Genomic DNA, 12,132 nt, shown 5'->3' on the forward strand with positions numbered 1-12,132 from the left:
GGCCACCTTCTCCCCGCCGGGGAAAAGAGGTGAACGCCAGCGCCAACGATCTCCTCTCCCCACGAGGAAAGGTCGGATTGCCCCGAATTGCCTTGCAATTCGGCTGGCAATCCGGGTGACGGGGACTTCCCATTAACCGGGCGCAGCGATTAAAGCTTCGTCCACGCTCCGTTCTTCTTCGACGACTTCACGCAGGCCTCGATGAAGGCCATGCCCTCGACGCCGTCCTGCACGGTCGGGAAGACGACATCCTTGGCCGGCTTCCCGCCCTTCCGGCGCGCTGCACGAATAGCCCGCGCGGCTTCCTGATAGATGTTGGCGAAACCTTCGAGATAGCCTTCCGGATGCCCTGGCGGAACGCGGCTGACGCGCCCGGCGACGGGGAGCGCGCCGGCGCCATTACGGGTAATCAACTGCTTCGGCTGGCCGAACGGCGTGTACCAGAGATAGTTCGGGTCGGCCTGCACCCATTCGAGGCCGCCCTTCGAGCCGTAGATGCGCAATTTCAACCCGTTCTCGTGGCCGGGCGCCACCTGGCTTGCCCAGATCATTCCCTTCGCCGGGTGCGACCCGCCGACCGGCTTGAAGCGCAGCAGCACATTGATGTTGTCGTCGAGCAGCCTCCCCGGCACGAAGGCATCGAGATCGGCCGACAACGAATCGAGCTCCAGCCCGGAGACGAAACGGGCAAGGTTGTAGGCATGCGTGCCGATATCGCCCAGCGCACCGCCGGCACCCGCCTGCTTCGGGTCAGAGCGCCACGCAGCCTGCTTCTGGCCGGTGGCGGCCAGGTCTTCGGTCAGCCAGTCCTGCGGATATTCCGACTGCACGATACGGATATCGCCGAGCTGTCCCTTGGCCACCATCTCGCGTGCCTGCCGCACCATCGGATAGGCGGTGTAGTTATGCGTCAGCACGAACACCTTGCCGGTCTTCTCGACCAGCGCGGCCAACCTCTTCGCCTCGGCCAGCGACGTCGCCAGCGGCTTGTCGCAGATGACATGGATGCCGGCCTCGAGAAAAGCCTTGGCTGCCGGCACGTGCACATTGTTCGGCGTGACGATGGCCACCGCCTCGATGCCATCCGGCCGCTTGGCCTCCGCCTTGGCCATCTCGGCATAGGAGCCGTAGCTGCGTGCCGGATCGAGCCCAAGCTCGGCCGCCGAGGCCTTGGCGCGCTCCGGATTCGACGAGAGGGCCCCGGCAACCAGCACGAACTCGTTATCAATGCGCGCCGCGATGCGGTGCACCGCGCCGATAAAGGCGCCTTGTCCGCCGCCAACCATGCCGTAGCGGATCGGACCGCCTCCCGTTTCCGTCTTCGATGCGCCAACCATGATTTTCTCCCTCGTCACTGAAATACCCCTCCGCTGAGGGGAAGGTGGCCCGCACGGCCGGGTGGGGTTGGTTCATGCCGAGCTCTACGCCCGGCGACCCCACCCCGATCCGCTGCGTGGATCGACCCTCCCTTCGAGGGGGAGGGATATCTGTGCTAGATCCCCATCATGCCGCGCAGCATCTTTTTATCGGTCGTGCCGCCGGCGAAGTCGTCGAATGCTTTTTCCGTCACCCTGATGATGTGGTGCTGGATGAAGGGAGCGCCTTCGGCCGCACCATCCTCCGGGTGCTTGAGGCAGCATTCCCATTCCAGCACCGCCCATGAATCGTAATTGTATTGAGTGAGCTTGGAGAAGATGCCGCCGAAATCCACCTGCCCGTCGCCGAGCGAGCGGAAACGCCCGGCACGGTTGGTCCAGCTCTGGTAACCGGAATAGACACCTTGCCGCCCGGTCGGATTGAACTCGGCATCCTTGACGTGGAACGCCTTGATCCGCTCGTGGTAGATGTCGATGAATTCGAGATAATCGAGCTGCTGCAGCAGGAAGTGCGACGGGTCGTAGTTGATGTTGCAGCGCTTATGGCCGCCGACCGCATCGAGGAACATCTCGAATGTCGCGCCGTCGAACACGTCCTCGCCCGGATGAATTTCGTAGCCGACATCGACGCCGTTCTCGTCATAAACGTCGAGAATCGGCTTCCAGCGCTTGCCGAGTTCGGCAAACGCTTCCTCGATCAATCCCGCCGGCCGCTGCGGCCAGGGGTAGAGGTATGGGAAGGCCAACGCGCCGCAAAACGACACCGACGCCTTGAGCCCGAGATTCTTCGACGCCTTGGCGGCGAACTTCATCTGTTCGACCGCCCATTGCTGCCTTGCTTTTGGATTGTTGTGCACCGCAGCCGGCGCGAAGCCGTCGAACTGCGCGTCATAGGCGGGATGCACCGCCACCAGTTGCCCCTGCAGATGCGTCGACAGTTCGGTGATCTCGACGCCGGCATCGGCGCAGATGCCCTTCACCTCGTCGCAATAGGCCTTGGAGGAGGCTGCCTTCTCGAGATCGAACAATCGGGCGTCCCATGTCGGGATCTGCACGCCCTTGTAGCCCAGACCAGCCGCCCATTTGGTGATCGAGGCCAGCGAATTGAACGGCGCGGCGTCGCCCGCAAACTGCGCCAGGAACAGACCAGGCCCCTTCATCGTCGTCGGCATCGGCATCTCCCTATGTTTCACGACCAAGCATAGCGCCGATTGAAAACAGGGCCAGCGTCTTTGGTCTCTTTGCACAGCGCGCTCAGCGCCGCTATTCTGGTATTACCAAATGCCGAAATCCGGTCAAGCCATTTGACGCGCTGCCGCGGTCCTGCAACCATGCCGAGTTAGGCCACATGTTTAAGTATAATCAATAGCATAGACAGGAGCCAACGCTTGATGGCAGCACTTCTTGCCGTCCAGATGAAATTACTGTAGACCTCCCATCAGGCCCAATTGGTCGAACCAGTTTGCAAAAAATGCTGGGACGCCTTGGGGAAGAATCATGCGGCACGCTTCGGCAGAGTGCGCCGCAGGCGAACTGGTACAGGCGATTCTGGGAAGGATAGACCATGCATCTTTCGACGCACAATTGGATGCGGGCGGAGCCGCTGGAAACGACGCTCAAGCGCATCAAGAAATTCGGCTACGAGTCGATCGAGATCTCCGGCGAACCCGATCAGTACAAGCCCAAGGAGACGCGCGCACTGTTGAACGAGTACGGCATTCGCTGCTGGGGAGCGGTGACGCTGATGCTGGGCGAGCGAAATCTCGCCGCCAAGGACCAGGGCCAACGCGAGCGCTCGGTGCAGTATGTCAAGGACGTGCTGACCATGGTCAGCGAACTTGATGGCGAGATCATCACGCTGGTTCCGGCCACCGTCGGCAAGGTGGTGCCGGACGGCACCGAGGAAGAGGAGTGGAAATGGGTGGTCGACGCCACCCGGGAATGCTTCACCCACGCCAAGAAGGTCGGCGTCAAGATCGCGGTCGAGCCACTCAACCGCTTCGAGACCTATCTGTTCAACCGCGGCGCCCAGGCACTGGCGCTGGCCGATGCGGTCAGCCCCGAATGCGGCGTCTGCCTCGACGCCTACCACATCCACATGGAAGAATTTAACGTCTACGACGCCATCCGGCAGGTAGGCAAGCGCCTGTACGACTTCCATGTCGCCGACAACAACCGCTTCGCCGCCGGCCTCGGGCAGATCGACTGGCCGAAGATCGTCGGCACGCTGAAGGAGATCGGCTATGACGGCGCGCTGACCAATGAATTCGTCGCCCCCGTCGACCGCACGCCGGCTGCCCCCTATCCCGACATGGTCGAACGCAACCCCGTCGACATCTCGCCGGAGCAGCTGAAATTCATTCAGGACCACGGCTCCAGCGTGCTCACGGAGAAATTCTACACCGACCAGATGCGCATCAACGCGGAAACGCTGCTGCCGCTGATCAAGTAGCCGAGCCGTTTGGAAAGAGCCCTTCCGCCTCACCGCGGCCGGGCCGAGGATGAACATGCGCATCAAGACGGTCCAAGCCTGGTGGGTCCGCATACCGATCGAAGCCGCGAAGCAGCACCGCAGCGACTTCGGTCAGGTGGCGACGTTCGACGCCGCCATCCTGCGCATCGAGACCGACGACGGGCTGGTCGGCTGGGGCGAGGGCAAGAATGCCGCCGGCAGCGCCGGCAGCTACGGCGCCCTTGTCCATTTGCTGAACTACGAGGTCGGCCCGCAGCTGGTCGGCCGCGACCCGGCTGACATCGGCGTCATCTGGGAGATGCTCTATAATGGCACGCGCCACGACAGCGCCGCTCGCGCCGGCCACGCCATGCCGCAATTGGCGCGACGCGGCATGAGCATCGCGGCTATCAGCGCCGTCGACATCGCATTGTGGGACATTCTTGGCAAATCGCTCGGCGTTCCGGTCTGGCGGCTGCTCGGCGGCCGCAAGCTGGACCGCATGCCGGCCTATGCTTCCGGCGGCTGGGCCACTGCGGAAGCCATCGGCGACCAGCTGCAGTCCTACATCGCCAAGGGCGGTTTCAAGGCGCTGAAGATGCGCGTCGGCGCCATGGACGGCGCCCCACATATCTCGGCCGCTCGCGTCCGTGCCGCCAGACGGGCGCTCGGTCCCGATATCGACCTGATGGTCGACGCGCACGGCACCTACACGGTGGCCGAAGCCAAGCGCTTTATCCATCTCGCCGGCGACCTCGATCTCGCCTGGTTCGAGGAGCCGGTGATCGCCGACGACAAGCCCGGCATGGCCGAGGTGCGCGCCTGCGGTTCGATCCCGATCGCCACCGGCGAAAGCGAGGCGACGCGCTATGCCTTCCGCGACCTCGCCGTGCTCAAATCCGCCGATATCTTCCAGCCGGATCCGGCCTTTTGCGGTGGCATCAGCGAGGCGATGAAGATCGGCACCATCGCCAGCGCCTTCAATCTGCGCTTTGCGCCGCATCTTTGGGCCGGCGCGCCCTGCTTCTTTGCCGGGCTGCATGTCTGCGCCGCTTCGCCGGCGAGCTTCACCGTCGAATATTCGCTCGGCGCCAACCCGATGATCCACGATCTGATCGAAGAGACTGTCGAAGCAAAGGACGGTATGGTAGCGATCCCTGATAGACCCGGGCTGGGATTCACCATTTCGGAGCGGTTCCTGGAGGCGCACGCGCAACACGGCTGACATGAAAGAAAAGAACCTTCTCGCGGAACTCGCCGCCTATCTGTTCTCCCATTCGGACAAGGAGACGGGCCGCACGCCGTCGGAGCGCGAACTGGCAGAGCATTTCAGCGTCAGCCGCGGCCAGATCCGCGAGGCGCTGGCCATTCTCGAGGCCATGCGCATCGTCGAGCGACGGGCGAAATCCGGCATCTACATCGATACGAAGCAGGCGAGCGTCGAGGCGATGGCGCTGTTCGCCCGCGCCGGCCTGCCGCTCGATCCCGTCCAGATCTACGAGACGGTCGAGTTGCGCAAGATCCACGAGATCAAGGCCGCCGAACTTGCCTGTTCACGCGCCACCGAGGAGAATTTCGAGCGGCTGCGCGAGATCCTGAAGGCCTCCGAGGATCGCATCGCCGCCGGTGAAGGGCTTGCCCGGGAAGACCGCGAGTTCCACCTCGAGATCGTGCGGGCGACCAAGAACAGCGTCTTCCACAATATCTGCAGCGTCTACTACATGATGGGTGAACTGCGCCTGCCGATCTATTTCAACGATCCCGAACGCAGCGTGCGCTCCCATGCCGAGCATATCCAGATCTACGAGGCGCTGCTGCGCCGCGACGGCAATCTCGCCCAGGCGCTGATGAGCGCCCACCTGCAAGGCGCGGAAAGCTACTGGAAGGGGCTGATCGAGGGGCGTGGGGCGGAACCGGAAAGCCCTGCGCTCGAAAAGGCCTGAAATGCCCAAGATCCTGTCAACACACAGACTGCACCCTCGTGCCGCTTCCATGCTGACCGGGGCCGGCGAACTCGTCGTTGCTTCCGCCCTCGATGCGGCCACGCTGGCCGCCGAGGCAAGGAACGCCGATGTCATCATCGTTCGCGCTCCCTTGCCTGCGGCGCTTTTCGAAGGCGCGAAGAAGCTCAGGGCCGCGATCCGCCACGGCGCCGGGCTGGACATGGTACCGATGGAAGCGGCCAATGCGGCCGGCGTGCTGGTGGCGAATGTGCCGGGGGTGAACGCGCGATCTGTCGCCGAATATGTGATGTTCGCGGCGCTGGCGCTGCTTAGGCGCTTCCGTGTGTTGGACCGCGACTTGCGTGCGAAGGGCTGGCTGGCGGGCCGCGAACACACGGTGGTAGCCAGCGAGCTCGCGGGCAAGATGATCGGCATTGTCGGCCTCGGCGCGATCGGTCAGGCGGTTGGCCACATCGCCGCCCATGGGTTCGATCTGAATGTGGTGGCGACGACGCGCAGCATGCGGCCGGCGCCGGACAGGGTCGGCTTCCTGTCGATCGATGCACTCATCGAGCAGAGCGACATCATCGTTCTGTGCTGCCCGCTGACGCCCGAAACACGGGGGCTGATCAGCCGCGAGCGCATTGAGCGGATGAAGCCGGATGCGCTGCTGATCAATGTTTCGCGCGGGCCGGTGATCGATGACGACGCGCTGATCGAGGCCTTGCAGAAGGGGCGCATCGGCGGCGCTGCGCTCGATGTTTTTGCTACACAACCGCTACCGCCCAACCATCCTTATTTTGGCTTCGACAACGTCATCGTCACCCCGCACATGGCTGGGATTACCGAGCAGTCGATGATGCGCATGGGCGTCGGCGCGGCTGGCGAAGCCTTGCTGGTGCTGGCCAACAGATTGCCGGTCAATCTGCGCAACCCCGAAGTGGTCGAGCACTACCGGCGGCGGTTCCCTGCCGATTTCTGAAAGCGCCCCAATTTTCCCGAATTCGCCGGCGATGGTGCCGGCATGGCAAGCGTCACAAAATTCCTGCTGACCGCCGGCTTCTGCGTGGCGACGGCGCAAGCCTTCGCCAACGAACAGGGTAGCTACGTGTTCTGCGACAACGGCATACGCTGCCTGGCGGCGCCCTGTCCATCGAACAGCGCACTCGACCTTGCTGCTGGGAAGCTCATCAAAGGCGTTTCAATCGACATCGATCGCCTGCCGCAACAAGACAAGGCGCTCGATCTTTCAGACAAGCTCTATGCCGGCAAGGTCGTTGTTGTCGGCTCGATCGAGAACCGTACCCGGACCTTCAACGGCAAGCGGTACACCCTGCCTTGGCTGGTCGCCACCAGCATCGAACGCGCCGCCAAGGACAGCGAACGCGGCCACTGCTCGTCGCGCTGACACGCGCTGTGCGATCAATTTGCAAGCAGCCCCTCCACGCCGGCTGCGATGCGCAGCAGGTGGTGGTCATGGCCATTGCGCGCCACCAGCATCAGCCCGGCCGGACGCGTCATTCCCGGCATCGGCAGCGAGATGGCTGATAGATCGAACTGGTTGGCGACCTGCGTGTTGCGCAGCAGAAGGCCTTCCATCCTGTTGCACAGCGCCTCGTCGCTGGTCATCGACACGATCGTCGGCGCCGTCACCGGTGTGGTCGGCAGGGCCAGCACGTCGACCGACGCCAGCCGGTCATCCATCGCGGCGGCCAGCGCCGTGCGGCGGCGCATTGCCCTGATATAGACCGTGGCCGGAATGGCGGCGGCGCGCGACAATGGCCCGCTTACCCGCGGATCGACCGGCCTCGTCGCTCCCGCCGCCAGCCAGTCGGCATGGATCTCCGCCCCTTCCATCGCCGCGATAGACGCGCGTTGGGTTGCCACGCGCAGATCGGCAAGCAGGTCGTCGATCGACAGCTCCACAAGCCGTGCGCCGCTAAGCTCCATCTTGCGCAGACACCGGTCGAACGTCGTCGCGACCTCTTCGTGCGTATCATCGAACAGCACGCCGCGCGCAATACCGATGCGCAGGCCGTCCAGCGGCAGCGGCAACAGTGCCGCCAGGTTTTCGCCCGACATCACTGCATCGGCCGCCGCACATTCGGCGACGGTGCGGGCCAGCGGACCGATCGAGTCCAGCGTGGCTGACAGCGGAAACGCACCCGCAAGCGGCACGCGCCGCGCAGTCGGCTTGAAACCGACGACGCCATTCAGCGATGCCGGAATGCGCACCGAACCACCGGTATCGGAACCGATGGAGATTTCGCTGGTGCCTTCGCCCACCGAAACGCCGGCGCCTGAGGAGGAGCCGCCCGGAATACGGCTGGCATCGCTAGCATTGCCGGGCGTGCCATAATGTGGATTGACGCCGATCGCAGTAAAGGCGAACTCGGTCATGTTGGTCTTGCCGAGGATGATTGCACCGGCCTGGCGCAACTTTTGCACGACAATGGCATCCCGCAGCGCCGGCGCTGCGTTGGCGAGCAGCAGAGAGCCCGCCGTGGTCGGCTCGCCGGCGACATCGAACAGATCCTTGATCGAGACGATCGCCCCATCGAGCGGCCCGAGCGTGACGCCGGCTTTTCGCCGCGCATCGGTGGCGTCCGCCGCCGCCCGGGCGGCTTCCGGGTAGAGCTTTACGAAAACCCTCTCATCGTCGACGCGAGCGGCAAGAGACGAAAGAATTGCTTCGAGGTGATCGCGGGCTGATTGCATTTTTCGGTGTCGGACTCCGCGCGCTTGCAACGTCTTAAGGTAGCAGCCAGAAACTGGCCGCAGGAGACATAGCCCGGCGCGGTCGGATTTGCACCTGTCGAACCGAAGGAGGAAGGCGCGATGCTCTACCAAGGCAGCTGCCACTGCGGCAAGGTCGCGTTCGAGGTCGAAGGCGAGCTGACCGGAGCCGTTCGGTGCAATTGCTCGATCTGCTCGCGCAAGGGTGCACTGCTATCGGCAGTTCCGCATGAGAGCATGCGGGTGCTTGCCTGGGGCGATGATCTCGGCCGCTACAGCTTCGGCAACCATGTCATCGCCCACCGCTTCTGCCGCAGCTGCGGCATTCACCCCTTCGCCGAGGATGTCGGCGAAGGGAGCGGGCGAAGTGCCTATATCAATATTAATTGCATCGAGGCGTTGGACGTCGCCGCCGTGCCGGTCTTCGACTTCGACGGCCGTTCCGTTTAGGCCTTGGGGTCGTCGATCGGCTTGGGGCCAAGGAAGAACGCCGCCAGTGCCGCAAGCAACGTCGCCGCCGCGCAATAGGCGAAGGCGGTGGCAACGCCGGTATTGTCGACAAGCAGGCCGCCGAAGACGGCGCCCAACGCAATGGCGACCTGGAACGTCATAACCATGAGCCCACCGGCGCTTTCCGCCTGATCGGGGGCGGCCCGCACCAGCCAGGTCTGCAGCCCGACTGGGACGGCGCCGAAGGCAAAGCCCCAGCTGGCCACTGCTATTGCAGCCACGACGGGTGAACCTCCGACCACCAGCAGCAGGAGCGCCGAAAACGCGATCAGCAGGGGCGCCAGGCTGACGGCCGCCTTGAGGCTGCGTTCGGCAATGAAGCCGCCGGCAAAATTGCCGAAGAAGCCACCAATGCCGTAGGCGAGCAGCACAAGCGAGATCGTCTCGATGTCCAGCGCGGGCACCTTCTCGAGAAACGGGCGGACATAGGTGAAGCCGGCAAAATGTCCCGAGGCGACCAGTAGTACCACCAGCAGTGCCACCCTGATCATCGGCCGCTTCATCACCTCCAGCAGCGTGCGAAAACCTGCCGTACCTGCAGGCGGCAGCTTCGGAATGGTAGCCACCTGCACCAGCAGCGCCAGCGCTCCGACCACGGCGGCGATCATGAACGCCGTCCGCCAGCCCCAGATGTCGCCGACATAGGCGCCGACCGGAGCCGCGCAGACCGTTGCCACCGAAACGCCGGTGAGAATGATCGACATGGCGCGCGGCATCAGCCGCATCGGAACGAGCCGCATCGCCATGGCTGCCGACATCGACCAGAAGCCGCCAAGACTGATCCCGAGCATGATGCGGGCAATCAGAAGAACGGGAAGCGAGGACGCAAACGCGGCCACCAGGTTTGACAGCACAAGCAGCACCGTCAGCGCCCACATGACCAACCTGCGGTCCAGCCGCTTGGTGACAATGGCCATGGTCGGCGCCGCAATCGCGCCGATGACGGCGGTTGCCGTTACCGCCTGCCCGGCGGCGCCTTCGGTGATGCCGAGATCCTGCGCAAGCGGCGTCAGCAGGCTGGCAGGCAGAAATTCCGCGGTCACCAGGCCGAAGACTCCGAGCGCCAGGGAGACCACTGCCCCCCATGCGGGCTCGGATCGTTCGCCGGTTTCCGATGGGTCGAGAACGGCGTCCATGACGCCTGTCGCGGGTTCGGTCATGAGGGATCTCCGATCTGGTTGCAGCGCAGCATCTGGCTGCAGTGCAACATAGGGAGTGACTGTCTGGAGTTTCCATGCTAGAAACACCATTATGCTTGACCGTTCGTCCAAAATCCCCGTCACCGGTGATCCGCTGACAGACATATTGCGCGGATTGCGCCTCGAAGGCGTCGATTACGGCCGTTGCGAGATGAAGGAACCCTGGGGCATCCATTTTCCGGCTCAGGCGGCGGCACGGTTTCATTTCATCGGCCGCAAAGGCTGCTGGTTGCTGCAGCCGTCCGGCGAATGGGTGGAACTGAAGGCTGGCGACGCGGTATTGTTGCCGCGCGGCTCAGCCCACACGCTGGCGAGCGAGCCGGGTACCGAGGCGGCGCCGATCCACGGCTATGAGGTCGAGGAAATCTGCAAGGGTGTCTATTGCATGTCGAATGACGGCATGCCCGGCTGCCGTCCGGGGACCTTGCTGTTTTTCGGCAGCATGTATTTCAATCTCGATGGCTTGCACCCCTTGCTCGGCATGATGCCGGACGTGATGCGCGCACATGAGTTGGAGGCCTATGAGCCAGGTATCCCGCATTTGCTGGAAGCGATGGCCCGCGAGGTGACGATGGAGCGCGTCGGCTCCGGCGGCATCCTGGCGCGGCTGGCCGATGTGCTCGCCGCGACCGTCATCCGCTCATGGGTCGAGCGCGGCTGCGGCGACTCTTCCGGTTGGATTGCGGCGGTCAGGGACCGCGAGATCGGCCGGGTGCTGGCCGCGATCCATCTGGAACCGAACCGCGACTGGACGGTGGAAGCTCTGGCGAAGATGATGGGTGCCTCGCGATCAGGTTTCGCCGAGCGCTTCGCAACCATTGTCGGCGAAACACCGGCAAAGTACGTCACGCAGGTGCGGATGCACCAGGCGAGGCAATGGCTGGTCCGCGACCGGCTCAAGATTTCCGTCGTCGCGGCTCGTCTCGGCTACGAATCCGACGCCTCCTTCAGCCGCGCCTTCAAACGGGTCATCGGATCGCCGCCTAGCCATTTCCGGGCCGAGGAACAGGCTGATATCCGCCAGGCCGGCTAAACGTTGGCCGGGTTATTGCTCGGTGATGCAGGCCGAGCCGGCGCTGCTCTTGCAATATTTGCCGGAAGCCCCGCACCTGCCATCCGAGACTTCCACGACGGTGCCGCTCAACAACAGCTTGCAGTCGCTGGTGGACAGATTGACCGTGCCGTTGAGATCCTTGATCCTCTTGGCGTCGACCTTCGCGCCGGCGACAACTTTCTTGGCTGCCTGCGCCTCGCCCAGATGCGCCGCCGACAATCCCATACCGGCGACGAGTAGGATCGTCGCAAAACCGCGAAATAGAGTTCCCATAGCCAACCCTCCGTTTTGGGCCTCCAAATTGGGCTTGCAAAGCCCGTTTGGGACCAAAGGATCAGCCTATTCGACAAATCGGAGCATCCGCATCCCCCGTATGGGGGATGACGGGAAGACTCGAGCATTTAGCAGCCAAGGGAATCACTCGACGTCGCACAAATGCGGCTAAAACACATGGTTTAGAGCGGTATGCACGGCTCGATTTGAACGCATCCGTTCTAGCTGCAGCAAAGAGGCTTGTACTTAGCCGGCGTGACGCAGGCTTATTCCGCTGCCCTTGTCGAACAGCACCACCTTGTCCGGGTTCCAGGCAAAGCGCACCGGCTGCTCTATCTGCACGTCGGTCCTGGCCGGCACGGTGGCGCGCAGCATGGTGTCGCCGACCCGCAGCGTCAGGATCTTTTCGACGCCATGGTTCTCGACATCGTGGACCCGCGCCTCGACCGGCGCGCCGGTCTCGAGATAGACGTCTTCAGGGCGAATTCCGAAGACGAGCGGGCGACCGTCGGTCGCCGCGCCCGGCGTGGGGGGGCGGGGGGGGGGGGGGGGGGGGGGGGGGGGGGGGGGGGGCGGGGGGGGGGGGGGG

13 protein-coding genes are annotated in these 12,132 nt (G+C 63.8%); 7 read left to right on the plus strand and 6 right to left on the minus strand.

The window, feature by feature from the left end; genetic code table 11:
• Positions 1-149: 149 nt before the first annotated feature.
• Positions 150-1,337, minus strand: coding sequence for a Gfo/Idh/MocA family protein (locus NKI72_RS22730; protein WP_352814567.1), 1,188 nt, complete (start codon positions 1,335-1,337; stop codon positions 150-152).
• Positions 1,338-1,492: 155 nt separating this feature from the next.
• Positions 1,493-2,548, minus strand: coding sequence for a sugar phosphate isomerase/epimerase family protein (locus NKI72_RS22735; RefSeq protein ID WP_352823336.1), 1,056 nt, complete (start codon positions 2,546-2,548; stop codon positions 1,493-1,495).
• A gap of 392 nt (positions 2,549-2,940) precedes the next feature.
• On the opposite strand from NKI72_RS22735, the gene NKI72_RS22740 reads away from it, so the two are divergent.
• Genes NKI72_RS22740 through NKI72_RS22760 form a run of 5 tightly spaced genes read left to right on the plus strand, consistent with a single transcriptional unit; the run spans position 2,941 to position 7,179 of the window.
• Positions 2,941-3,828 (plus strand): sugar phosphate isomerase/epimerase family protein, encoded by an 888-nt coding sequence (locus NKI72_RS22740; protein ID WP_352448392.1) that lies wholly within the window; start codon positions 2,941-2,943, stop codon positions 3,826-3,828.
• A gap of 55 nt (positions 3,829-3,883) precedes the next feature.
• A complete protein-coding gene (locus tag NKI72_RS22745) occupies positions 3,884-5,053 on the plus strand; it encodes a mandelate racemase/muconate lactonizing enzyme family protein (RefSeq protein WP_352474076.1) in 1,170 nt (389 codons plus the stop codon).
• A 1-nt stretch (position 5,054) separates the two neighbouring features.
• Positions 5,055-5,771 carry a FadR/GntR family transcriptional regulator gene (locus tag NKI72_RS22750; RefSeq protein WP_292661187.1) on the plus strand — a complete coding sequence of 239 codons (717 nt, stop codon included), beginning with the start codon at positions 5,055-5,057 and terminating at the stop codon, positions 5,769-5,771.
• Position 5,772: 1 nt separating this feature from the next.
• A complete protein-coding gene (locus NKI72_RS22755; RefSeq protein ID WP_352474074.1) occupies positions 5,773-6,753 on the plus strand; it encodes a hydroxyacid dehydrogenase in 981 nt (326 codons plus the stop codon).
• Between the two features lie 42 nt (positions 6,754-6,795).
• Positions 6,796-7,179, plus strand: a complete 384-nt coding sequence (locus NKI72_RS22760; RefSeq protein WP_352474072.1) for a hypothetical protein — start codon at positions 6,796-6,798, stop codon at positions 7,177-7,179.
• A gap of 14 nt (positions 7,180-7,193) precedes the next feature.
• Here NKI72_RS22760 and NKI72_RS22765 read toward each other — a convergent pair whose 3' ends face one another.
• Complete coding sequence (locus NKI72_RS22765; protein ID WP_352474071.1) at positions 7,194-8,489, minus strand: amidase; 1,296 nt, start codon at positions 8,487-8,489, stop codon at positions 7,194-7,196.
• A gap of 120 nt (positions 8,490-8,609) precedes the next feature.
• On the opposite strand from NKI72_RS22765, the gene NKI72_RS22770 reads away from it, so the two are divergent.
• Positions 8,610-8,957, plus strand: coding sequence for a GFA family protein (locus tag NKI72_RS22770; RefSeq protein ID WP_352834302.1), 348 nt, complete (start codon positions 8,610-8,612; stop codon positions 8,955-8,957).
• Here the strand turns inward: NKI72_RS22770 and NKI72_RS22775 are convergent.
• A complete protein-coding gene (locus tag NKI72_RS22775; RefSeq protein WP_352448398.1) occupies positions 8,954-10,177 on the minus strand; it encodes an MFS transporter in 1,224 nt (407 codons plus the stop codon). The genes NKI72_RS22770 and NKI72_RS22775 overlap by 4 nt on opposite strands.
• A gap of 91 nt (positions 10,178-10,268) precedes the next feature.
• Between NKI72_RS22775 and NKI72_RS22780 the strand changes: the two genes are divergently transcribed.
• Positions 10,269-11,249, plus strand: coding sequence for an AraC family transcriptional regulator (locus NKI72_RS22780; protein ID WP_352474069.1), 981 nt, complete (start codon positions 10,269-10,271; stop codon positions 11,247-11,249).
• 12 nt (positions 11,250-11,261) lie between these two features.
• Here NKI72_RS22780 and NKI72_RS22785 read toward each other — a convergent pair whose 3' ends face one another.
• Both NKI72_RS22785 and NKI72_RS22790 read right to left on the minus strand, forming a co-directional pair.
• Entirely contained in the window at positions 11,262-11,543 is a 282-nt protein-coding gene (locus tag NKI72_RS22785; RefSeq protein ID WP_352834299.1) for a hypothetical protein, read from the minus strand.
• Between the two features lie 246 nt (positions 11,544-11,789).
• Positions 11,790-12,132 (minus strand): TOBE domain-containing protein (locus NKI72_RS22790; RefSeq protein ID WP_352850955.1); only part of this gene is annotated, 343 nt, incomplete at its 5' end.

It is taken from the genome of Mesorhizobium sp. M0437, from assembly GCF_040321335.1.
Taxonomy (GTDB): Bacteria; Pseudomonadota; Alphaproteobacteria; order Rhizobiales; family Rhizobiaceae; genus Mesorhizobium.